Raw genomic sequence first — 21,083 nt, forward strand, 5'->3', positions numbered from 1 at the left:
AACTGAGCAGGACCGGGAGCGGAGGGGGGGCTCCGGGGAAAGGGGTTCGGTGAGTCGAGTGGGGGTGGGGGGGTGTGCCCCACGGTTCGGGGGGTCCCCCGGCCCTCGTGATCAATCGGTATGCCGCCCTCAGGCGGACTTGCGGTTGTCCCGCGGATGCACGGCAATGTTCATGGCACCGGAGCGGAGCACGGCCAGCCTCTCGGCCAGCACCTCCTCCAGCTCCTCGCGGGTGCGTCGCTCCATGAGCATGTCCCAGTGCGTACGCGCAGGCTTGCCCTTCTTTTCTTCCGGCCCATCGCCGTCCACCAGGAGTGCCATGGCGCCACACGCCTTGCACTCCCACTCCGGCGGGATTTCCGCCTCTACCGAGAACGGCATCTCAAATCGATGTCCGTTCTCGCATGCGTACTCCACCGCCTGGCGCGGGGCCAGATCGATGCCGCGGTCGGTCTCGTAGCTGGTAACCACGAGTCGCGTACCGCGGAGAGCTCGCTCACTCATGAATCGTGCCTCCCGGGCTTGTCGCCCACAGGACAGGTGTCGCTGTCGTCGTCATCCGGTCAACGTCCGGTCGGCGGTGAAGATTCCCGTTGCGGGACATGCGTCGCCCGTCGTGCCGCCCCTTGTTGTACCCACCTGCGCCCGGTTTGTCACATCTGGCAGCAGATGTCACCCTGTGTTTGCACCGTTTCAGCGCGCAGTAACGGTCCGCCCGGTGGGCCAAAGGCGTACACTACCGGCCCAGCCGCCCAAGCCCTAAATCAGGACCGGAACTGGATGTTCATCTTCCGGCCTGATGAGGCTTGATCAGGTCCACGCGCCCCGCTCGACCAGTACGTCCCGCAGCGTGGCGAGACGGTCGGTCATGATGCCGTCGACCCCGAGATCGAGCAGCGCCCGCATCCGCTCCGCCTCGTTCACCGTCCACACATGGACCTGGAGCCCGCGGGCGTGCGCGTGCCGGACGAAGAGCCGGTCCACCACCCGCACCCCCGACTGGTACTCCGGCACCTGCACGCACACCGCCTCCGCCGGCCGGCCCAAGGCCCGCCCCGGCCCGTACGAGCGCAGCCGCATCCCCACCACGCCGCGCGTGCCCAGCGAATGCGCCAGCCGCTCTCCGGCCAGCCGCCGCGCCCGTACGATCCGGGCGTGCGAGAACGAGCCGACGCACACCCGGTCCCAGGCGTCCGCCCGGCCGACCAGGTCCAGCAGCGGCGCCAGCGCCGCCTCCGCCTTGACGTCGACGTTCCACCGCGCGCCGGGGAACTCCTCCAGCAGCTCCTCGAAGAGCGCCAGTGGCTCGGTGCCGCCCACTCGCGCCCGCCGCACCGCCCGCCACGGCAGCGCGCCGATCTCGCCGCGCGCGTCCGTGACCCGGTCCAGCGTCGGATCGTGGAAGGCGACGAGCGCCCCGTCCGACGTGGCGTGCACATCGGTCTCCAGATAGCGGTATCCGGCGTCCACCGCCCGCCGGAAGGCGGCCGCGGTGTTCTCCAGGCCGTCCGCCGCACCGCCCCGGTGGGCGAAGGCGAGCGGCGTCGGATGATCGAGGAAGGCGTGGCGTACGGGCATCACCGCGGCAGTATCGCGCGTTCCGCGGCACCGCCGCGCGCGCCCACCACGGAAGGCCCGCCGCCCGCGCCGGCGCCCTCGAAGCGGCGCAGGAAGAACTGCGACAGCGGGCCGATCGCCAGCGCGAACAGCACCGTGCCCGCCCCGGCGGAGCCGCCCAGCACGAAGCCCGTCACCAGTACGGTCACCTCGATGAGGGTCCGCACCAAGCGGAGGGAGCGTCCCGTGCGCCGGTGCAGCCCGGTCATCAGGCCGTCACGCGGGCCGGCGCCGAACCGCGCCGAGATGTAGAGCCCGGTGGCCGCGCCGCACAGCGCGACGGCGAACGCCAGCAGGGGCACCCGCGCCCACAGCGTGTGCGGCTGCGGCATCACGCTCAGGGTCGCGTCCATCATCAGGCCGACCACCAGGACGTTCGAGACCGTCCCGAGGCCGGGGCGCTGCCGCAGCGGCACCCACAGCAGCAGCACCAGCGCGCCGATGGCGATCGACGCCGTGCCGATCGATATGCCCGTGTGCCGCGCGACGCCCTGATTGAGCACGTCCCACGGCGCGAGCCCCAGTCCGGCGCGCAGTTGCAGCCCCGCGCTCACCCCGTACAGCGCCAGCCCGGCGTACAGCCGCACGAGCCGCCGCCAGACCGGCGTCCTCCCTCGGGTCGATGCGGTCGATGCGGTCGATGCGGTCGATGCGGTCGCTGTGGTCAACGAAGGCTCCTCGGGTGATGACCGGCGGTGACGGCTGGTGGACAGTGGTGAAGTGGCCTGCTTCGTGACACCCTGTGGCCTGGTGCATCTCATGATCCATGGCCAATCTCCGAAAGGTGGACCGCAACTGATGAGCCAGTGGACCTCAGCGGTGGGCTCCCCACAACTCGCGCGCCTCCTCGGATCGCAGCATGCCCGCGCCGCCGGGACACCAGGCGTCCGTCGCGTACCCGCCTATCGCTCCCTCGCCGACGGCGTCCGGCTGCTCATCCTCGAAGGCCGGGTGCCCGTCGCCGCCCGGCTCCCCGCCGAACGCGAACTCGCCGCCGCCCTAGCCGTCAGCCGCACCACCGTCGCCGCCGCCTACGAGGCCCTGCGCGGCGAGGGGTTCCTCGAATCCCGCCGCGGCGCCGGCAGCTGGACCTCCGTGCCAGCCGGGAAGCCGCTGCCCACCCGCGGCCTCGACCCGCTGCCGCCCGAGTCCGCCGCCTCCGTCATCGACCTCGGCTGCGCGGCCCTGCCCGCGCCCGAACCCTGGCTCACCCGGGCCTTCCAGGGCGCCCTCGAAGAACTGCCGCCCTACGCCCGCACCCACGGCGACTTCCCGGCCGGGCTCCCCGTGCTGCGCGAGGCCATCGCCGACCACTACACCGCCCGCGGCATACCGACCATGCCCGAACAGATCATGGTCACCACCGGTGCCATGGGCGCCGTCGCCGCCATCTGCCGCCTCATCGCGGGCCACGGTGAGCGCGTCGCCGTCGAGTCGCCCTCGTACGCCAACGTCCTCCAACTGGTGCGCGAGACCGGCGCCCGCCTCGTGCCCGTCGCCATGGCCGACGCCCTCGCGGGCTGGGACATCCCCGCCTGGCGCCAGGTCCTGCGCGACGCCGCGCCCCGGATGGCCTACGTCGTCGCCGACTTCCACAACCCCACCGGGGCGCTCGCCCCCGAGGGGCAGCGCCGCCGGCTCGTCGAGGCCGCCCGCTCCGCCGGTACGGTCCTGGTGGCCGACGAGACCATGTCGGAACTGTGTCTGGACCCCGGCGTCGAACGGCCCCGCCCCGTCTGCGCCTTCGATCCGGCGGGCAGCACCGTCATCACCGTCGGTTCGGTCAGCAAGTCGTTCTGGGCCGGGCTGCGCATCGGCTGGGTCCGCGCGGCCCCCGAGGTCATCCGCAGCCTCGTGGCCGCCCGCGCCTACGCCGACCTCGGCACGCCTGTACTCGAACAGCTCGCGGTCACCTGGCTGCTCACCACCGACGGCTGGGACGAGTCCGTCGGCCTGCGGTGCGCGCAGGCGCGCGAGAACCGCGACTCGCTCGTCGCCGCGGTCCGGCGCCATCTGCCCGACTGGGAGTTCACCGTCCCGCACGGCGGCCTCACCCTGTGGACCCGCACCGGGGGCCTGTCCGGCTCGCGCATCGCCGAGGCGGGGGAGCGGCTCGGCGTGCGCGTGCCCTCCGGCCCCCGCTTCGGCGTCGACGGCGCCTTCGAGGGGTATGTGCGGCTGCCGTTCACCGTCGCGGGACCGGTCGCCGAGGAGGCCGCGGTCCGGCTCGCCGCCGCGGCCCGCCTCGTGGCGACCGGGGCGACGGCCGAGGCCCCGCGGAGCTACGTCGCCTGAACCGGCAGCGGCTCGTCGCCGCCGGGGCACGCCTCGGCAGCGGACGCCGCGTCCGCTGCCGTGCGCCGCGGAAGCAACGCCAGCACGGCCGTCCGCTGCGCCTCGCTCGTCTCCTCGTCGTACGGGTCGGGCGTGGCCGGTACCTGGAGCCGGTGGACGGGGCCGGTGCCGAGCCGGGCGTAACCGCGACCGGGCGGCACCTCCCGGGCGGGCGTCGTGTGCGGCGGCACGCCGAGCACCGTCCGTACCTGCCCGACCGTGACCGGGCCGAGCACGACCCGGGCGCGGGCGTGGGTGCGGACCGGGGCGCAGAGCGTCTCCACCGCGTCGAACTGCTCGGCCACCGCGACTGTGACGTTGGCCGCGCGCCCGTGCCGCAGCGGCACGTGCAGCAGGTTCTGCGGTTCGCTCCGGCCGTCGGCCGCCGCGAGATGGCTCAGTACGCTCGGCCGGTCCACGATGATCCACAGCGGTCGGCGGACGTCATGCGGGATTGGCCCGCCCAGTTGGCGGGCCCGGTTGGCGGCGATCAGCCGCCGCTCCGTCTCGTGCGCCGCCCACTCCAGCGTGGCGAGGGCGCCCGCGAGGCCGGACTCGACGGCCAGCACGCCCTCGCGCCCGGACAGGCACGCGTACTCGCCCGTGCCGCCGCCGTCGATGATCAGCGCGTCGCCGTGGTGCAGGGCCTGGAGCGCGATCGAGCGCAGCAGCGTCGTGGTGCCGCTGCCGGGCTGGCCCAGGGCCAGCAGATGCGGCTCCGTGGAGCGCGCCCCGGTGCGCCACACCACCGGGGGCGCGTCGCGGGTCCCCTCGCCGTCGGCGACCGGCAGGGTCCGGGGCATGCCGGAGGGGTCGGTGAAACCGAGCACGGTCTCACCCGGCGCGGTCACGAACCGCTGGGCGCAGATGTCGGTCGGCAGCGCCGGAAGGACGCTCAGCAGCAGCCGGTTGCCCTCCTCGTCCCAGTCGAAGAGGTACTCCCGGCCCCGGCCGGACTTGGCGTGCAGCAACTGCTCGATCCTGGCACGGGATTCGGCCTCGCCGTCGGTGAAGTGGGCCGGATAGCGCAGTCGGAGGCCGGTCAGCCGCCCGTCGCCGTCGAATTCGTACGCGCTGAAGACGTCCTCCCAGCCGCCGCCGTGCGCGTAGAGCGGGCTGGGGTCCTCCGCGGCCGAGAAGTACGGCACGAGGGCGTCGTACAGCGCTTGCAGCCGCTCGGCCTCGGCCTCGCCCGGCCCGATGTCCGCGGGGGCGCGGCCCCGCCCGGTCCACGCCGCGGCCGCCATCAGCGCGACCAGGGCGAGCGGTGGCCCGTACGGCATCAGCGCGAGGGCGAGCACGCAGAGGGCCAGCCCGAACAGCATGGGGCCGCGCCGTTCCTTGGGGGTCGCCGCCCACCTGCGCCGTCCGGCGGCGGCCAGCCCGTGCAGGCCCCGCACGATGGTGATCAGCGGGTGCAGCACATCGGCGGCGCTGTCGGCGGCCGTGCGCGCGTACTCGCGGCCGCGGACGATCGGAGCGCTGGCGGTCAGGATGCGGGGGAGCGGTCGCCGGCCCACGTCGGTCTCCAGTTGGTCGTGATGTGGTTGCGGGCGGCTCGGAGCGAGCTCCTGGGGTGCCCGGTCCCGGTCGGCTGGACGGGCCTTCAGAACTTGAGCCCGCCCAGCAGGCTGGCGAGGCTGGCGCCGCCGGCCTTGATGCTGGGCGCGATCGCGGTGCCCGCGAGGTAGAAGCCGAAGAGGGCGCAGACGAGGGCGTGGGACGCCTTGAGGCCGTCTTTGCGGAAGAAGAGGAACACGATGACACCGAGCAGAACGACGCCCGAGATGGTGAGGATCATGGGGTTTCTCCTGGGTGATGGGGGACGGTCACCATGAGTTCTTCCAGCCTCACAGAAAGTGCCTATGCGGTAAAAGGGGCGAATGGGTGATTCATCATCAAAGTCACCCCAATGCCTGTAATGGAGCGCTGGTCAGGACACCGGAAACACCGGAGAACCGGCCGGGACCCGCGAGCTGCGGCGATCAATGCCGGGCCCGTCGCCTCCCATACGGCGGTGGCCCGGAACGTTCGCGAATCACCCGTACGGGCGCAACCGGACGCTCACGCACACGGCGAGGGGCCGCGGGTAGTAAGAGAGCGCGCGTGGAGCCGGACGCCGGACGGGCCCCCGGCCGTAGGGTGGGACGGAGCCCATGCCAAGGCGCAGCAGCCGGAGGATGACCAGCGATGAGTGAACAGCCCCCAGCGACCGAGCCCGCCCACGACCCCGAGGTGCTCCAACTCGCGGCGAAGGTCTTCGACCTGGCCCGGCACGGCGACACCGACACGCTCGCGGCCTATGTGGACGCCGGAGTCCCGGTGAACCTCACCAACGACTCGGGCGACTCCCTCATCATGCTCGCGTCCTACCACGGCCACCCCGGGACCGTGGCGTCCCTCCTGCACCGTGCCGCCGACCCCGACGTGCCCAACGACCGCGGCCAGACCCCCCTGGCCGGAGCCGTCTTCAAGGGCGAGGCCGAGGTCGTCCGCCTCCTCGTCGAGGGCGGCGCGGACCCGTCGGCCGGATCGCCCTCGGCCATCGAAACGGCGAAGGTCTTCGAACGGGGCGACCTCCTCGCCCTGTTCGAAGACCACTGACCGCGGGCCGGGGCCTTCCCCCGGCCCCGGCCTATCTCACCGCGCCGCTCCGAGATTCAGGAACCGCCGCGCGTTGCCGCCGAGGATGGCGGCCTTCGCGTCGGCGTCGAGGAACTCGGCGCGCTGGACCACCGATCCCGCCGGGCGCTCGCCCAGCGGGTACGGATAGTCGCTGCCCACCATCACCTGGCCGCTGCCCAGCGTGTCCACCAGCAGCCGCAGCGGCTCCGGCGCGAACACCACCGAGTCCACGCTGAACCGGTCGAGGTAGTGCGACGGGGGGAACTGCGAGGTGGCGATGACGTCGCTCCGCCCGTGCCAGGCGTTCTCCATCCGGCCCAGCCAGAACGCGAACGACCCGCCGCCGTGCGCGAAGCACACCCGCAGGGTGTCCGGGACCTTGTCGAAGACGCCGCCGAGGATCATCGCGAGGATCGACAGATGGGTCTCGGCGGGCATACCGGTCAGCCACTGCGCCATCCAGCGGTCCAGGCGCGGCGAGTTCGCCATGTCCCAGGGGTGGATGAAGACCGGGGCGCCGACGTCCGCGCAGTGCTGGAGGAACATCACCACGCCCGCGGAGTCCAGGTCCTGGTCGCCGACGTGGTTGCCGATCTCGACGCCCACATGGCCGGCCGCCAGGCACCGGTCGAGCTCGCGGCAGGCCGCCTCCGGGTCCTGGAGCGGCACCTGGGCGAACGGCAGCAGCCGGTCGGGCGCCGGGGAGCAGATGTCCAGGGCCAGGTCGTTGAAGATGCGGGAGACCTTCAGCGCCTCGGGGCCGGGGCGGCTGTAGGAGAAGAAGACCGGGGTGGGGGAGACCACTTGGAGGTCCACGCCGTCGGCGGCCATGTCCGCCAGCCGCACCTCGGCGTCCCAGCAGTCGGAGCCGATCCGGCGGAACTCCTTCGAGCCCACCATGATCATGGCGTCCCGCTCGCTCTCGATCCGCAGCGAGGGCCAGCCCGTGCCGCCCGCTTCGGCGCCGAGATCGGGCCAGCCGCGCGGCACGTAGTGGGTGTGGATGTCGATGACGCTCATCGGTCAGCCCCTGCCCGGGTGGTACGTCCCGCACGCGCGACAGGTGCGCTCTTCCTGGCTCTCGTAGAACTGGGTGAAGACCGGCGGCAGGTCCTTGACGATGTCCCTTACCTGCAACTCCACCTCGTGCACCAGCTCCAGGCAGTTCGGGCAGTACCACTGGAACTTCTCCAGCGTGCCCTCCTCGCGGATGCGCTCCATGACGATGCCGATCGAGCCCGGCTCGGGGCGCTGCGGCGAGTGCGGGATGTTCCGCGGCAGCATCCACATGTCGCCCTCGCGGATGTCGACGCGCTCAATTCCCGCGTCGGTCCGCAGGTTGACGTGGATATCGCCCTTGACCTGGTAGAACCACTCTTCGTACGGGTCTACATGGAAGTCGGTACGCTCGTTCGGCCCGCCGACGACCTGCACGATGAAGTCGCCCATGGGCTCCCACACCTGCCTGTTGTTGACCGGCGGCTTGAGCAGGTGCTCGTGCTCCTCGATCCAGCGCGGGAAATTGATGACGGGCGGAATGGAGCTCATCGTCCCTCCTCGGGTCGGCGGTCACGGCTGAGGTGTGCGATCGCCTGTATCTCGATCAGCAGGTGGGGGTGGGGCAGCTGGTGCACGGCGACCGTCGTCCGGGTGGGGCCGTGCTCGTCGAAGTACTCCGCGTAGACCTCGTTGTAGCCCGCGAAGTCGTTCATGTTGACCAGGTAGCAGGTCACCTGGGCGAGATCGGACAGATCCGCGCCGACCGCGGCCAGCACGTCGCGGATGTTCTCGATCACCGCGCGGGTCTGCTGCTTGATGTCGAGCCGGGTCGCGCCCATCTCGTCGGCCTCGGCGCCCACGATCGAGTTGTCGGGCAGCCGACTGCTCGTACCGGACACGAAGACCAGGTCGCCGACGACCTTCACATGCGGGAACTTCCCCCGGGGCGTGGCCTTGCCCGCCACGACGAGCGACTCAGACATCGGCGTCACCGCTGACCCGCAGGCCGACGCTGCCCAGCCCCGTCACGGTGGCCTCCACGAACCGCCCCGGCTTCAGCGGCACGGCCGCCGTCGCCGCACCGGCCAGGATCACCGTGCCCGCGGGCATGGTCAGCCCGTACGTGCGCGCCATGCGCTGCGCGGCGTGCACGGCGCGCAGCGGGTGCCCGAGGATCGCCGCGGTGGAGCCGGTCTCGGCAACCTCGCCGTCCACGTCGAGGGTCACGCCCCGGTTGGCCAGGTCGCCGGCGCGCCCGTACTCGGTCCAGGAGCCGATGACGTACGCGGCGGCGGAGGTGTTGTCCGCCACCACGTCCTCCAGGGTGAACCGGAAGTCGCGGTACCGGGAGTCGATGACCTCCAGCGCGGGCGCGACCGCCTCGACGACGGTCTCCGCGTCCAGCGTCTCGTCCCGGGGGTCCACCTCGACGCCGAGCCGGAAGGCGACCTCGGGCTCGATGCGGGGGTGGCAGTAGCGCGCGAAGTCCAGCTCGCCGCCGTCCGCGATCCGCATCCCGTGCGTGATCCGGCCGACGATGACGTCGTCCACGCCCATCTGCTGCGCCTTGGCCCGGCTGGTGAACCCGAGCTTGACGCCGGAGAGGGAGTCGCCGCGGGCGCACCGCAGGGCGACCAGCTCGCGCTGGATCTCGTACGCGTCCTCCAGCGAGAACTTGTACTCGGAGGTGAGCTGCGCGGTGGGGGCCGCGGCCTCGGCGGCGGCGTCCAGGAGCATGGCGAGCTCGGTGATGTCGGTGGCGCTGGTCATGAGGGGTCTCCCGCCGGGGCTGTCGCGGACTTGGCGCCGGCCAGGTCGAGCGCGACATCGATGATCATGTCTTCCTGCCCGCCGACCATGTGGCGCCGGCCGAGTTCGAGCAGGATCTCGCGCGTGTCGAGCCCGTACCGCTCGGCGGCGCGCTCGGCGTGCAGCAGGAAGCTGGAGTAGACCCCCGCGTATCCGAGCGTCAGGGTCTCCCGGTCCACCCGCACCGGCCGCTTCTGCAGCGGACGGATGAGGTCGTCGGCCGCGTCCTGGAGGGCGAACACGTCGCAGCCGTGGGTCCAGCCCATGAGGTTGGCGACGGCGACGAACGCCTCGATGGGGCAGTTGCCGGCCCCCGCGCCCTGCCCGGCGAGCGAGGCGTCCACCCGGGACACGCCGTTCTCGACGGCCACGACGCTGTTGGCGACGCTGAGCGAGAGGTTCTCGTGGGCGTGGATGCCGATCTGCGTGGCGTCGTCGAGCGCCTCGCGGTACGCCCGTACCCGCTCGGCCGTGTCGGTCATCGTCAGCCGGCCGCCGGAGTCGGTGACGTAGACGCAGTGCGCGCCGTAGGACTCCATCAGCTTGGCCTGGGCGGCGAGGTCGGACGGCGAGCTGAGGTGGCTCATCATCAGGAAGCCCGCGACGTCCATGCCGTTCTCGCGCGCCCAGCCGATGTGCTGCTGGGCGACGTCGGCCTCGGTGCAGTGGGTGGCCACCCGGACGCTGGTGACGCCGAGGGAGTGGGCGCGCTTGAGGTCCTCCACGGTCCCGATGCCGGGGATCAGGAGCGTGGTCAGCTTGGCGTTCTTGACGACCGAGGCGGCCGCGGAGATCCACTCGTCATCGGTGTGGGACCCGTGCCCGTAGGTGACGCTGTGGCCGGAGAGCCCGTCGCCGTGCGAGACCTCGATCGCGTCGACGCCGGCGGCGTCGAGCGCCGCGGCGACCGTCGCGACCTGCTCGGTGGTGTAGCGGTGGCCCACGGCGTGCATACCGTCGCGCAAGGTGACGTCCTGTACGTACACCTCGTGGGGGTCGGTGGTGGTCATACGGTGATCGCTCCTCGGCGCAGTTCGACCAGTCGTTCCGCGGTGCGCAGTGCGGCCGACGTCATGATGTCGAGGTTTCCGGCGTAGTCGGGCAGGTAGTGCCCGGCCCCGGTCACCTCCAGGAAGACCGACACCTTGGTACCGCGGAACGCCCGGCCGAGTACGGGGAGGTGGGCCTCGTCGACCGGGTCGAACTGGACGGCCTGCTTGAGCCGGTAACCGGGTACGTACTCGTTCACCTGGGCCGCCATCGCGTCTACGGAGGCGCTGATCGCCGCTTCGTCGGGGTCGGCGTCCTCGATCAGGCAGAAGACGGTGTCCCGCATGACCCGCGGCGGCTCGGCCGGGTTCATCACGATGATGGCCTTGCCCCGCTCGGCCCCGCCGACCTGCTCGATCGCGGCCGAGGTCGTCTCGGTGAACTCGTCGATGTTGGCGCGGGTGCCGGGCCCCGCGGACTTCGAGGCGATCGACGCCACGATCTCCGCGTACGCCACCGGCGCGATCCGCGAGACCGCCGCGACGATCGGCACGGTGGCCTGGCCGCCGCAGGTGACCATGTTGACGTTGGTCGCCTCCGGGTTGGCGTCGAGGTTGACGGGCGGCACGACGTACGGGCCGATGGCCGCGGGCGTCATGTCGACCATCAGCTTGCCGTGCTCGCGCACCAGGGCGTCGTTACGGGCGTGGGCGCCGGCCGAGGTCGCGTCGAAGACCACCTCGATGTCCGCGAACTCGTCCATCTTCAGCAGCCCGTCCACGCCCTCGTGCGTGGTCGCGACGCCCATCCGCCGGGCGCGCGCCAGCCCGTCGGAGGCCGGGTCGATGCCGACCATGGCCGCGAGGTGCAGCTGCGTGGACAGCCGCTTGATCTTGAACATCAGGTCGGTGCCGATGTTGCCCGAACCGATGATCGCGACGGGGACCGTCATGGGCGTGTTCCTTCCTCGGGGGAGTCCGTATCGGCGGTGGGTCCGGCCGATCCGGAGAAGACGGCGTGCACCGCGCCCAGGCCGTCCAGCCGGGCCCGGTAGCTGCCGGGGCCGTGCACCGGGACCATCGGGCCGAGCGCGCCGGAGAGGATCACCTCGCCGGCGAGCAGCGGGTGGCCGTGCCGGGCGACGGCGCGGGCGAGCCAGGCGACGGCCGCCGCGGGCGTGCCCAGGCAGGCCGCACCGGCGCCGACCGAGACGACGTCGCCGCGGTGTTCGAGCACCATGCCGGTGGCCGGCAGATCGACCGCGTCCACCCGGCGCGGCGTCGAGCCCAGCACGAGGGCCCCGCTGGAGGCGTTGTCGGCGATGGTGTCGGTGATCTTGATGTCCCAGTCCGCGATCCGCGAGTCGACGATCTCCAGGGCGGGGAGCACGAACTCGGTCGCGCGCAGCACGTCAGCCACGTGCGTCGTCGGCGAGTCGAGGTCGGCGCCGAGTACGAACGCCACCTCGGCCTCGACCCGAGGCTGCAGGAACCGCTCCAGCGGAATCGGTTCGCGGTCCGCGTACACCATGTCGTCGAGCAGCACCCCGAAGTCGGGGGAGAAGACCCCGAACTGGGACTGCACGGCCTTCGAGGTCAGCCCGATCTTGCGGCCGATACGACGGGCCCCGTCGGTCACCCGCGCCTCGATGGCGGCGGCCTGCACGGCGTACGCGGCGTCCTGGTCCGTAGCCCCGAGCAGATCCCGTACGGGCGCGCACGGCCGGCCGGAGGTTTCGGCGGCACGCAGCCGCTCCACGGCGCGGGCGGTGTCGGCGGCGCTCACAGCTGCACGCACACGTTGGTGGGCTGGGTGTAGAAGTGCAGCGAGTGCGTGCCGCCCTCGCGGCCGACGCCGGACAGGCCCGAGCCGCCGAACGGGGAGCGCAGATCGCGCAGGTACCACGTGTTCACCCAGGACATCCCGACCCGCATCCGCTGGGCGACGCGGTGACCGCGTTCGAGGTTGGTGGTCCACACGCACGAGGCGAGGCCGTAGTCCGTGTCGTTGGCGAGCGCGACGGCCTCCTCCTCGGTGTCGAAGGGGACGAGGGCGGCGACAGGGCCGAAGACCTCCTCGCGCAGGGTCCGCGCGGAGTTGTCGAGCCCGGTCCACAGCGTCGGCTCGATCCAGGCGCCGGCGTCCAGCTCCCCGCCCATGGCCGGGATCCCGCCGCCGGTCAGCTCCGTGGCGCCTTCCTCCCGCGCGAGCGCGGCGTAGGAGAGCACCTTCTCGCGGTGGGCCTGGGAGATCAGCGGACCGGTGGTCGTCGCGGGGTCCTCGGGGCGGCCGAGCCTGAGCGCCTTGGCGCGCTCCGTCAGACCAGCGGCCACGTCATCGAAGATCTCCCGCTGGATGTACACCCGCTCCGTGCACAGGCAGACCTGGCCGGTGTTGGTGAACACCGAACGGGCCAGTCCGTCGACCGTGCGCTCCAGGTCGGCGTCGGAGAAGACCACGGCGGCGTTCTTGCCGCCCAGCTCGAAGGAGACCGGCCGCACCAGCGGGGCGACCGCGCGCATGATCGCCGAACCGGTCTTGGACTCCCCGGTGAAGGTCACGCCGTCGATGCCCGGGTGGGTGGTGAGGAACTCGCCCGCCGAGTCCGGCCCGAAGCCGTGCACCACGTTGTAGACCCCGTCGGGCACGCCCGCCTCGGCCATCACCTCGCCGAGCAGCGTCGCCGTGGCCGGGGTCTCCTCCGACGGCTTGACGACCACGGCGTTGCCGCAGGCCAGCGCCGGGGCCACCTTCCAGGTGAGCAGCAGCAGCGGCAGGTTCCAGGGGACGATGACGGCGACCACGCCGAGCGGACCCCGCACGGCGTAGTTCAGGGCCCGCCCGCCGTCGGCCGTCTCGGTGAGGAACGAGTCGAGCCCGGTGGCCGAGATGGTGTCCGCGAAGGACCGGAAATTGGCGTGCGCGCGGGCCACGTCGAGCGTGCGGGCCATCGCCTCCGGCTTGCCGGTGTCCGCGACCTCGGCCGCGACGAAGTCGTCGAACCGCGCCTCGATCCGGTCCGCCACCCGGCGCAGCAGCCGGGCCCGGTCCGCCACGGACATCCGTCCCCAGCTGCCGTCAAGGGCGCGGCGGGCGGCCTTGACAGCGTCGTCAACGGTCTCCCGGCCCGCCTCGTGCACCTGGGAGACCAGGGAGCCGTCGACCGGGCTCACCTTGTCGAAGGTGCGCACTCCGGGCACGTACGAGCCATTGATGAAGTTGTGTACGGACGGGGTCCTCGCTGGTGCATTCGCTGCTGAGCTCGACATGCCCCGAGCCTAGAAACATCCCCCCATGCTCCACCAATGCTCTTTGAGTCCCCACCCATGCCCATACGGGCATACCATCTGGTCATGACGGTCGACCGACTCCTGGACGGGCGGCTCAAGCTGCGCCATCTGACCCTGGTGGCGGCCATCGCCGACCAGGGCGGCATCATGCGGGCCGCCGAGACGCTGCACATCACCCAGCCCGTCGTCACCCGGGGGCTGCACGAGCTGGAGGCGATCCTCGGCGTACCGCTCTTCGACCGCGGCCCGCGCGGCGTGACCCCGACGATCTACGGCGAGTCCTTCATCGAGCACGCCTACGCGATGCTCGCCCAGCTGCGCCAGGCGGGCCGCCAGATCGAACTGCTCGCCCAGGGCGAGATCGGTTCGGTGACCGTGGGCACCCACCTGGCGGGCTCGAACCTGCTGCTGCCCCGGGCCATCGCGGCCCTCAAGGCCGAGCACCCGCGCTTGACGGTCGTCGTACGGGAAGCGACCCCCGACGTGCTGCACACCGCGCTGCTCGCCGGGGAGATCGACCTGACGGTGGGCCGCCTGACCTCCGCCACCCCGCCGCCGCGGCTGACGCAGGAACAGCTCTACCTCGAACCGATCCAGCTCGTCGCGCGCGTCGGGCATCCGGTGCACGAGAGAGCCGAAACCTCTCTGGAACAACTGCTCGGCTACCCCTGGGTCTTCCCCGTCGAACAGACCGCGCTACGGGCGGAACTGGAGGAATCCTTCCTCCACCAGGGCGTACCGATCCCCGACAACCGCATCGAGTGCACGTCCATCCTCACCCTGCGGCAACTGCTCGTGTCGACCGATGTGATCGCGGCCCTGCCCATGCTGATCGCCGAACACGACGACAAGCTGGCCTTCATCGAGACGCCGCTGAAGTCCATCCGCCGGAGCGTGGGGGTGCTGCGCCCCGCCGACCGGCCTTGCTCACCGGCGGCCCGTGCGCTGCTGGAACATCTGCGGAGGGAGGCGCACGGGCTGCGGCTGGGGGGTTCCGAGGACCCTGGACCGGTTGGGTCGCCTTGACCGGCTGGGGCTCTTTGACCGGCTGGGGCTCTCTGGTCGGCGGGAGCTCCTCGGCTGTCGCGTTCTCGGCTGTCGCGGGCGGTCGGGGCCGTCGGCGCCGTCGGGGGTGATGCGGCGGTCCGCGCGGTCAGTCGGCGAGGTCCGCCAGTGCCACGGCCTTGTCGATACGGACGCGGACCAGCAGTTCGCCGGGCACGCCGTTGCGCTCGCCGAACTCCTCACCTCGCTCCGCGCCCATGTAACGGGCCCCGATGCGCGTCGCCCAGGTCCGTACCTCCGCGAGGTCGTCGATCAGCTCCGCGCGGCCCTGGAGCGTGACGAAGGAGAACGGCGGCCGGTCGTCGTCCACGCAGATCGAGATCCGACCGTCTCGTGCCAGATTGCGCCCCTTGACCGTGTCCGCACCGGTGTTGAAGACCAGATCGTCACCGTCCAGCAGGAACCAGACGGGCGCGATGTGCGGGCTGCCGTCGGCTCGTACGGTCGACACCTTCGCGGTGCGGGTGGACTCCGAGAGGAACGCGTGCCATTGGTCCTTGCTCATCTTCTCTGCCATGTCCCCATCCTGTGCCAACCCCTGTACAGAGGCGCGCAGGCGGGCCGGGCGGGTTGCCCGGACGGCGTACGTGAGCAAGGCTGGCACGGCAGTTACGGGGGAATAACGGGGAACAGCAACAACGGGAATGACGGGGAATAACGGGAATAACGGGGAATGACGGGGAACATTCGCACGGGGAGGCGGGGTATGGCACTGCGCAAGGGACTCGACTGGTTGCTCGACGACCTGACGAGTCGGATCGAGGAGATACGGCACGCGCTGGTTCTGTCCAACGACGGGCTGGTGACGGGCGCGAGTTCGGGCCTGGCGCGAGAGGACGCCGAGCACTTGGCGGCCGTCTCCGCCGGGCTGCACAGCCTCGCGAAGGGCTCCGGCCACCACTTCAAGGTGGGCCGGGTGCGGCAGACGATGATCGAATTCGACGACGGGATGCTGTTCGTCACGGCGGCGGGGGACGGGAGCTGCCTGTGCGTGTTCAGCGGCGCCGAGGCGGACATCGGGCAGGTCGCGTACGAGATGACGTTGCTCGTGAACCGGGTGGGGGAGCACTTGAGCGTGGGGGCGCGCAGGCAGGGCGGGGCTGGGGGCTCTTCGCTCTGACCTGACCTGGGACCGGATCTGGGACCGGGGGGTGGGCTCGGGGCCGGGGCGGGCTTGGGTTCGGCCCTGGGCCCGGGGTGGTAGCTCGGCCGGTCCGACCCTTCTCCTTCTGACTCCGCTGATCCCTCTGCCCGTCTGACCCTTCTGACCAGGCATTTACGGGGTTATCCACAAGGGGAGGCGCGTCGTCGCCAACCGCAGTACAGTCGTCACTGTCAGTGATTGAGGTCTGCGGGGGAGGGCGTCATGGCGGTGCGGGAGCGCGGGGCGGTACGGGGTGAGGGGCAGAGCGTGCCGCTCGGGACCGCCGCGAGGGAACTGCGGCTCAAGCCCAGGGAGTTCGAGCTGGCGGTGCGGCTGGGGGCGGTACGGACCCTCCCGGCGGCCTCGCAGGGCAAGCGGCGAGTGGCGCGCGAGGAGATCGAGCGGCACACCGCGGACGTGGGGTTCCCGGAGGCGCTGCGCGCCCGGGTATGGACGCTCGGTACTACGGAGGGTTCCGCGCTGATGGGCATCAGCGCGTCCCGCTTCGGCCGCCTCGCGCGCGCCGGCTGCTTCGACCCGGTGGGCTTCTATGTGAACCGCTACCGCACCGTGGTCTGGCTCTATCTCGCGGCGGAGCTCGTCGAGTTCGCCGACCGGGAGCCGGAGCTGCTGACCGGCCGGGCCCCGCTCGCGATGCGGGAGGCGCTCGCCGGGGGCGAGGACCGGCGGGGGCGCAGGTGGCGCCATCGACGGCGCGAAGAGCTGACAGCACAGACCGAGGACCCCTGGGGACGGGCGGCGGTCACGGCGGCGCTGCTCGACGCCGACCAACTGGCCGAAGCCGTGCCCGATCCGTACGAGCGCACGCATCTGTGCACGCTGCGCCCCGTCCTCTCGCCGGTGCCTACGGACGCGGCTGCGGCGCGAGAGGTGGCCGAGAAGCTGACCGTCGCAGACGACCCGGACGAGATCGCCTGGCTCCGACTCGGACTCACCGTCCTGCTGGAGGAGGCGAGAGACGTGCGACCCGCGCCGCGTCCGGAGCAGGAGTCGGCTCCGGAGCCGAGGCTGGTCCTGGAGCCGTGGCCGGTCCTGGAGTCGGGGCGGGGCTTGGAGTCGGGGTCGGTCCTGAGTCCAAGCCGGGTGCTGGATTCGGCCCTGGGGCCGGTTCCGCAGCTGGAGCCGAAGTGGGGGTTGGAGCCGGGGTCAGCCCTGAGGCCAAGCCCGGTGCTGGATTCGGCCCAGGGACTGGATCCAGAGCCGGAGCGAGGGCCGGAGCCGGAGCGGGTGCCTCAGCTGGAGCGAGTGCCAAGGCTGCGGCCAGACCGTGAGTTTCGGTCTCCGCTGGGACAGCGCCCCGACCCCGACGCGCGGCCTGAGACGGAGCATCCCCTCGAACCCGGGTGCCGGGCTCAGCTGACTCGCCCGACTCACCGGACTCAGCGGCGCGAAACCCTGGCTCGGCGGGAGTCCGTGCCGAGGGCGCGGCACGGACTGTGGGCGCGTCTCCGCCGCCGCAAACACCGCGGTCCCGGCCGGGACGACCAGGCCGGCGAGCGCAGCGCACAGGGAGGGCGGGGGAAGTCGGCCCGTACGACGCGGATTCCCTAGGGCACACCTCTTGGGATCGGCCGACCGGGCGGTCCGCCCTCTAGGAGCGGCTTGCGGCGTCGGTTCCCGTGCTGCCGGCCGTAGCGCCGTCGACTTCCGCGCTGTCCGTCGTCCCGCTGCCGCTCGTCGAGTTGCCGCTCGTCGTGCTGTGGGTCGAAGTTCTGGCGTCCGTCGCGCCGTCCGGTGCTGGTGCCACGGCGCGGAAGAGCCCTTCCTGCATCACTGACACGAGGAGCTTGCCCTCGCGGTCGAAGATCTGGCCCCGGGCCAGCCCTCTGCCGCCCGTCGCGATGGGCGACTCCTGCTGGTAGAGGAACCACTCGTCGGCCCGGAAGGGGTGATGGAACCACATGGCGTGGTCGAGGCTGGCCATATCGAAGCCGCGCGGGCCCCACAGCGGCTCGATGGGGATGCGCACCGCGTCGAGGAGCGTCATATCGCTGGCATAGGTAACGGCGCAGGTGTGCACCAGGGGGTCGTCGCCGAGCGGGCCCACCGCGCGCATCCACACCGCGCTGCGCGGCTCGGCGCCCCGCAGCTCCTGGGGCGTCCAGCGCAGCCGGTCCACGTACCGGATGTCGAAGGCTTGGCGGCGCTCCATGCGCTGCAAGGTAATGGGCAGGTCGCCGAGATGGGTGCGGATCTCGTCGGTGAGCGTCGGCAGATTCTCCGGGCCGGGCACTTCGGGCATCGGCACCTGGTGCTCGAAGCCCGGTTCGGGACGATGGAAGGAGGCAGTCAAGTTGAAGATCGTCCGACCCTGCTGGACCGCCACCACCCGGCGGGTGGTGAAGGAGCGCCCGTCCCGGACCCGCTCCACCTGGTACACGATCGGCACCCCCGGCCGGCCCGGGCGCAGAAAGTACGCGTGCAGCGAGTGCACCGGGCGCTCCCCGTCGGTGGTCCGGCCGGCCGCGACCAGCGCCTGCCCGGCCACCTGCCCGCCGAAGACCCGCTGCAGCGACTCGTCGGGGCTGCGGCCGCGGAAGATGTCCTGCTCGATCCGCTCCAGGTCGAGCAGGTCGACGAGCCGGTCGGCGGGCGTGGGCATCGGTGGTGCTCCTCTGCTGGGCGGGCGGGCCAGGGGGATGGCGACTGGGAGACTACAGCTGGCCGACGTCCATGACCCGCACCACCGCACGCCCCTCCTCGTCGGAGGCGGCGAGGTCCACCTCGGCCGAGATGCCCCAGTCGTGGTCGCCGTTCGGGTCGGCGAAGGTCTGCCGCACCCGCCACAGCCGGTCCTCGGGCCGCTCCTCGATCTGCAGCAGCTTCGGCCCGCGCGCGTCCGGGCCGGTGCCCAGGTCCTCGTACTCATCCCAGTAGGCGTCCATCGCCTCGCCCCACCGGTCCGCGTCCCATCCCGCGTCGGCGTCCATCTCGCCGAGTTCCTCCACCTTGTCGAGCGCGGCGAGCTCGACGCGGCGGAACATGGCGTTGCGCACCAGCACCCGGAAGGCACGGCCGTTCGCCGTGACCGGCTTGACCTGGTCGGCGCGCTCCTGGGCCTGCTCGGCCGTCTCGTCCTCCGGGTTGGCGAGCTGCTCCCACTCGTCGAGGAGGCTGGAGTCGACCTGCCGCACCATCTCGCCGAGCCAGGCGATGAGGTCCTGGAAGTCATCGGACTTGAGGTCGTCCGGGACGGTGTGGTCCAACGCCTTGTACGAACTGGCGAGGTAGCGCAGCACGATGCCCTCGGTGCGCGCGAGGTCGTAGTGGGCGGTGAACTCCGTGAACGTCATGGCCCGTTCGTACATGTCACGGATGACGGACTTCGGCGACAGCGGGTGGTCGCCGACCCACGGGTGGCTCTTGCGGTAGACCCCGTAGGCGTGGAAGAGCAGTTCCTCCAGCGGCTTGGGGTACGTCACGTCCTGGAGCCGCTCCATGCGGTCCTCGTACTCGACGCCGTCCGCCTTCATCAGCGCGATCGCCTCGCCGCGCGCCTTGTTCTGCTGCGCCGCCAGGATCTGCCGCGGGTCGTCCAGCGTGGACTCCACCACGGAGACCATGTCCAGGGCGTAGGAGGGGGATTCGGGGTCCAGGAGCTCGAAGGCCGCGAGCGCGAAGGTGGACAGCGGCTGGTTGAGCGCGAAGTTCTGCTGGAGGTCGACCGTCAGCCGGACGATGCGCCCCTCCGCGTCGGGCTCGTCGAGCCGCTCGACGACCCCGCCGTCGAGCAGCGAGCGGTAGATGGCGATGGCCCGCCGGATGTCCCGCAGCTGGTTCTTGCGGGGCTCGTGGTTGTCCTCCAGCAGGTGGCGCATCGCCTCGAAGGCATTGCCCGGCCGGGCGATGACCGACAGGAGCATCGCGTGCGTCACGCGGAAGCGGGAGGTCAGCGCCTCGGGTTCGGAGGCGATGAGCTTCTCGAAGGTGTTCTCGCCCCAGTTGACGAAGCCCTCGGGAGCCTTCTTGCGGACCACCTTGCGGCGCTTCTTCGGGTCGTCGCCCGCCTTGGCGAGCGCCTTCTCGTTCTCGACGACATGCTCGGGAGCCTGCGCCACGACGAACCCGGCGGTGTCGAAGCCCGCCCGCCCGGCACGCCCTGCGATCTGGTGGAACTCCCGCGCGCGCAGTGTCCGTACACGCTGCCCGTCGTATTTGGTCAGCGCCGTGAACAGCACCGTGCGGATCGGCACATTGACGCCCACGCCGAGCGTGTCCGTACCGCAGATGACCTTCAGCAGCCCGGCCTGTGCCAGCCGCTCTACCAGCCGCCGGTACTTCGGCAGCATCCCCGCGTGGTGCACGCCGATGCCGTGCCGTACGTAGCGGGAGAGGTTCCGGCCGAACTTGGTGGTGAACCGGAAATTGCCGATCAGCTTGGCGATCTCGTCCTTCTCCGCACGCGTGCACATGTTGATGCTCATCAGCGCCTGCGCCCGCTCCACGGCCGCCGCCTGCGTGAAGTGCACGATGTAGACGGGCGCCTGGTGGGTCTCCAGCAGTTCGGTGAGCGTCTCCGTCAACGGCGTCGTGCGGTATTCGTAGCTGAGCGGCACGGGGCGGGTCGTCGATCGCACGACCGTGGTGGGCCGGCCGGTGCGGCGGGTCAGGTCCTCCTCGAACCGCTTCATGTCGCCGAGCGTCGCCGACATCAGCACGAACTGCGCGTGGGGAAGCTCCAGCAGCGGAATCTGCCAAGCCCAGCCCCGGTCCGGCTCGGCGTAGAAGTGGAATTCGTCCATCACGACCTGGCCGACGTCGGCGTTCTTGCCGTCCCGCAGCGCGATCGAGGCGAGCACCTCGGCCGTGCAGCAGATGACGGGCGCGTCGGCGTTGACGGATGCGTCGCCGGTGAGCATGCCGACGTTCTCGGTGCCGAAGAGCTTGCACAGGTCGAAGAACTTCTCCGAGACCAGCGCCTTGATCGGAGCGGTGTAGAAGGTCACCTGGTCATTGGCGAGCGCGGCGAAGTGCGCACCGGCCGCGACCAGGCTCTTACCGGAGCCGGTCGGCGTCGACAAGATGACATTGGCTCCGGAGACCACCTCGATCAGCGCCTCCTCCTGAGCGGGGTACAGCACGATGCCCCGCTCCTGGGCCCAGCTGGAGAAAGCTTCGAAGAGGGCGTCGGGGTCGGCGGTGCTCGGCGTCTGATCGATAAGGGTCACGCCCCCATACTGCCTGCCTTG

At 71.4% G+C, this 21,083-nt stretch carries 20 protein-coding genes and 1 pseudogene; 5 read left to right on the plus strand and 16 right to left on the minus strand.

Going from position 1 to position 21,083, the window contains the following annotated elements; genetic code table 11:
* Positions 1–129: 129 nt before the first annotated feature.
* The 3 genes from AC07AB_RS27165 to yczE form a co-directional block, all read right to left on the minus strand.
* Positions 130–504, minus strand: coding sequence for an RNA polymerase-binding protein RbpA (locus AC07AB_RS27165; RefSeq protein ID WP_478571779.1), 375 nt, complete (start codon positions 502–504; stop codon positions 130–132).
* A 306-nt stretch (positions 505–810) separates the two neighbouring features.
* Complete coding sequence (locus tag AC07AB_RS27170; RefSeq protein WP_478571781.1) at positions 811–1,578, minus strand: glycerophosphodiester phosphodiesterase family protein; 768 nt, start codon at positions 1,576–1,578, stop codon at positions 811–813.
* On the minus strand, positions 1,578–2,285 hold the full coding sequence (gene yczE, locus AC07AB_RS27175) for a membrane protein YczE (protein ID WP_478571784.1): 708 nt from the start codon (positions 2,283–2,285) through the stop codon (positions 1,578–1,580). The genes AC07AB_RS27170 and yczE overlap by 1 nt, the downstream gene beginning before the upstream one ends.
* A 130-nt stretch (positions 2,286–2,415) precedes the next feature.
* Between yczE and AC07AB_RS27180 the strand changes: the two genes are divergently transcribed.
* A complete protein-coding gene (locus AC07AB_RS27180) occupies positions 2,416–3,912 on the plus strand; it encodes an SCO1417 family PLP biosynthesis transcription factor (RefSeq protein ID WP_478571787.1) in 1,497 nt (498 codons plus the stop codon).
* On the opposite strand, the gene AC07AB_RS27185 is transcribed toward AC07AB_RS27180, so the two are convergent.
* Positions 3,900–5,471 carry a P-loop NTPase family protein gene (locus AC07AB_RS27185; RefSeq protein ID WP_478571789.1) on the minus strand — a complete coding sequence of 524 codons (1,572 nt, stop codon included), beginning with the start codon at positions 5,469–5,471 and terminating at the stop codon, positions 3,900–3,902. The genes AC07AB_RS27180 and AC07AB_RS27185 overlap by 13 nt on opposite strands.
* An 86-nt stretch (positions 5,472–5,557) precedes the next feature.
* Positions 5,558–5,752: a hypothetical protein gene (locus tag AC07AB_RS27190; RefSeq protein ID WP_030882634.1), complete on the minus strand. Its 195-nt coding sequence runs from the start codon at positions 5,750–5,752 to the stop codon at positions 5,558–5,560.
* A 389-nt stretch (positions 5,753–6,141) separates the two neighbouring features.
* Between AC07AB_RS27190 and AC07AB_RS27195 the strand changes: the two genes are divergently transcribed.
* Positions 6,142–6,555 (plus strand): ankyrin repeat domain-containing protein, encoded by a 414-nt coding sequence (locus AC07AB_RS27195; RefSeq protein WP_478571791.1) that lies wholly within the window; start codon positions 6,142–6,144, stop codon positions 6,553–6,555.
* Positions 6,556–6,591: 36 nt separating this feature from the next.
* On the opposite strand, the gene AC07AB_RS27200 is transcribed toward AC07AB_RS27195, so the two are convergent.
* Genes AC07AB_RS27200 through AC07AB_RS27235 form a run of 8 tightly spaced genes read right to left on the minus strand, consistent with a single transcriptional unit; the run spans position 6,592 to position 13,643 of the window.
* Complete coding sequence (locus tag AC07AB_RS27200) at positions 6,592–7,596, minus strand: amidohydrolase family protein (RefSeq protein ID WP_478571794.1); 1,005 nt, start codon at positions 7,594–7,596, stop codon at positions 6,592–6,594.
* 3 nt (positions 7,597–7,599) lie between these two features.
* Positions 7,600–8,124 (minus strand): 3-hydroxyanthranilate 3,4-dioxygenase, encoded by a 525-nt coding sequence (locus AC07AB_RS27205; protein WP_478571797.1) that lies wholly within the window; start codon positions 8,122–8,124, stop codon positions 7,600–7,602.
* Positions 8,121–8,558, minus strand: a complete 438-nt coding sequence (locus AC07AB_RS27210; RefSeq protein WP_478571800.1) for a RidA family protein — start codon at positions 8,556–8,558, stop codon at positions 8,121–8,123. Before AC07AB_RS27210 ends, AC07AB_RS27205 begins: the two co-directional genes overlap by 4 nt.
* Positions 8,551–9,345 carry a 2-keto-4-pentenoate hydratase gene (locus tag AC07AB_RS27215; protein WP_478571802.1) on the minus strand — a complete coding sequence of 265 codons (795 nt, stop codon included), beginning with the start codon at positions 9,343–9,345 and terminating at the stop codon, positions 8,551–8,553. Before AC07AB_RS27215 ends, AC07AB_RS27210 begins: the two co-directional genes overlap by 8 nt.
* Positions 9,342–10,394: a 4-hydroxy-2-oxovalerate aldolase gene (gene dmpG, locus AC07AB_RS27220; protein ID WP_478571805.1), complete on the minus strand. Its 1,053-nt coding sequence runs from the start codon at positions 10,392–10,394 to the stop codon at positions 9,342–9,344. The genes AC07AB_RS27215 and dmpG overlap by 4 nt, the downstream gene beginning before the upstream one ends.
* Complete coding sequence (locus tag AC07AB_RS27225) at positions 10,391–11,326, minus strand: acetaldehyde dehydrogenase (acetylating) (RefSeq protein ID WP_478571808.1); 936 nt, start codon at positions 11,324–11,326, stop codon at positions 10,391–10,393. The genes dmpG and AC07AB_RS27225 overlap by 4 nt, the downstream gene beginning before the upstream one ends.
* Positions 11,323–12,159, minus strand: coding sequence for a 2-keto-4-pentenoate hydratase (locus AC07AB_RS27230; protein ID WP_478571811.1), 837 nt, complete (start codon positions 12,157–12,159; stop codon positions 11,323–11,325). The genes AC07AB_RS27225 and AC07AB_RS27230 overlap by 4 nt, the downstream gene beginning before the upstream one ends.
* Entirely contained in the window at positions 12,156–13,643 is a 1,488-nt protein-coding gene (locus AC07AB_RS27235; RefSeq protein WP_478571814.1) for a 2-hydroxymuconic semialdehyde dehydrogenase, read from the minus strand. Before AC07AB_RS27235 ends, AC07AB_RS27230 begins: the two co-directional genes overlap by 4 nt.
* 84 nt (positions 13,644–13,727) lie before the next feature.
* On the opposite strand from AC07AB_RS27235, the gene AC07AB_RS27240 reads away from it, so the two are divergent.
* The gene (locus AC07AB_RS27240; protein WP_478571817.1) at positions 13,728–14,690 is read left to right on the plus strand and encodes a LysR substrate-binding domain-containing protein; all 963 of its coding nucleotides are present in this window, start codon (positions 13,728–13,730) and stop codon (positions 14,688–14,690) included.
* A 127-nt stretch (positions 14,691–14,817) separates the two neighbouring features.
* On the opposite strand, the gene AC07AB_RS27245 is transcribed toward AC07AB_RS27240, so the two are convergent.
* Positions 14,818–15,246 (minus strand): PPOX class F420-dependent oxidoreductase, encoded by a 429-nt coding sequence (locus AC07AB_RS27245; RefSeq protein WP_478571820.1) that lies wholly within the window; start codon positions 15,244–15,246, stop codon positions 14,818–14,820.
* 189 nt (positions 15,247–15,435) lie between these two features.
* Between AC07AB_RS27245 and AC07AB_RS27250 the strand changes: the two genes are divergently transcribed.
* The gene (locus AC07AB_RS27250) at positions 15,436–15,849 is read left to right on the plus strand and encodes a roadblock/LC7 domain-containing protein (protein WP_478571822.1); all 414 of its coding nucleotides are present in this window, start codon (positions 15,436–15,438) and stop codon (positions 15,847–15,849) included.
* Positions 15,850–16,095: 246 nt separating this feature from the next.
* Positions 16,096–17,445 carry a DUF6397 family protein gene (locus AC07AB_RS27255; RefSeq protein WP_478571825.1) on the plus strand — a complete coding sequence of 450 codons (1,350 nt, stop codon included), beginning with the start codon at positions 16,096–16,098 and terminating at the stop codon, positions 17,443–17,445.
* A gap of 193 nt (positions 17,446–17,638) precedes the next feature.
* On the opposite strand, the pseudogene AC07AB_RS27260 reads toward AC07AB_RS27255, so the two are convergent.
* Positions 17,639–18,496, minus strand: a pseudogene (locus tag AC07AB_RS27260) (acyl-CoA thioesterase); the annotation flags it as partial.
* A gap of 52 nt (positions 18,497–18,548) precedes the next feature.
* A complete protein-coding gene (locus tag AC07AB_RS27265; RefSeq protein ID WP_478571827.1) occupies positions 18,549–21,062 on the minus strand; it encodes a DEAD/DEAH box helicase in 2,514 nt (837 codons plus the stop codon).
* Between the last annotated feature and the right edge of the window lie 21 nt (positions 21,063–21,083).

Source organism: Streptomyces sp. NPDC044033, from assembly GCF_056434425.1.

Excerpts from the sequence above, each read along its gene's own strand:
- AC07AB_RS27215 (WP_478571802.1), bottom strand. The coding sequence starts at position 9,345 with ATGACCAGCGCCACCGACATCACCGAGCTCGCCATGCTCCTGGACGCC.
- AC07AB_RS27180 (WP_478571787.1), top strand. The coding sequence starts at position 2,416 with ATGAGCCAGTGGACCTCAGCGGTGGGCTCCCCACAACTCGCGCGCCTC.
- AC07AB_RS27255 (WP_478571825.1), top strand. The coding sequence starts at position 16,096 with ATGGCGGTGCGGGAGCGCGGGGCGGTACGGGGTGAGGGGCAGAGCGTG.
- AC07AB_RS27165 (WP_478571779.1), bottom strand. The coding sequence starts at position 504 with ATGAGTGAGCGAGCTCTCCGCGGTACGCGACTCGTGGTTACCAGCTAC.
- AC07AB_RS27225 (WP_478571808.1), bottom strand. The coding sequence starts at position 11,326 with ATGACGGTCCCCGTCGCGATCATCGGTTCGGGCAACATCGGCACCGAC.
- AC07AB_RS27170 (WP_478571781.1), bottom strand. The coding sequence starts at position 1,578 with ATGCCCGTACGCCACGCCTTCCTCGATCATCCGACGCCGCTCGCCTTC.
- AC07AB_RS27195 (WP_478571791.1), top strand. The coding sequence starts at position 6,142 with ATGAGTGAACAGCCCCCAGCGACCGAGCCCGCCCACGACCCCGAGGTG.
- AC07AB_RS27250 (WP_478571822.1), top strand. The coding sequence starts at position 15,436 with ATGGCACTGCGCAAGGGACTCGACTGGTTGCTCGACGACCTGACGAGT.
- AC07AB_RS27200 (WP_478571794.1), bottom strand. The coding sequence starts at position 7,596 with ATGAGCGTCATCGACATCCACACCCACTACGTGCCGCGCGGCTGGCCC.
- AC07AB_RS27210 (WP_478571800.1), bottom strand. The coding sequence starts at position 8,558 with ATGTCTGAGTCGCTCGTCGTGGCGGGCAAGGCCACGCCCCGGGGGAAG.
- dmpG (WP_478571805.1), bottom strand. The coding sequence starts at position 10,394 with ATGACCACCACCGACCCCCACGAGGTGTACGTACAGGACGTCACCTTG.
- AC07AB_RS27235 (WP_478571814.1), bottom strand. The coding sequence starts at position 13,643 with ATGTCGAGCTCAGCAGCGAATGCACCAGCGAGGACCCCGTCCGTACAC.
- AC07AB_RS27190 (WP_030882634.1), bottom strand. The coding sequence starts at position 5,752 with ATGATCCTCACCATCTCGGGCGTCGTTCTGCTCGGTGTCATCGTGTTC.
- AC07AB_RS27245 (WP_478571820.1), bottom strand. The coding sequence starts at position 15,246 with ATGGCAGAGAAGATGAGCAAGGACCAATGGCACGCGTTCCTCTCGGAG.
- AC07AB_RS27240 (WP_478571817.1), top strand. The coding sequence starts at position 13,728 with ATGACGGTCGACCGACTCCTGGACGGGCGGCTCAAGCTGCGCCATCTG.
- AC07AB_RS27205 (WP_478571797.1), bottom strand. The coding sequence starts at position 8,124 with ATGAGCTCCATTCCGCCCGTCATCAATTTCCCGCGCTGGATCGAGGAG.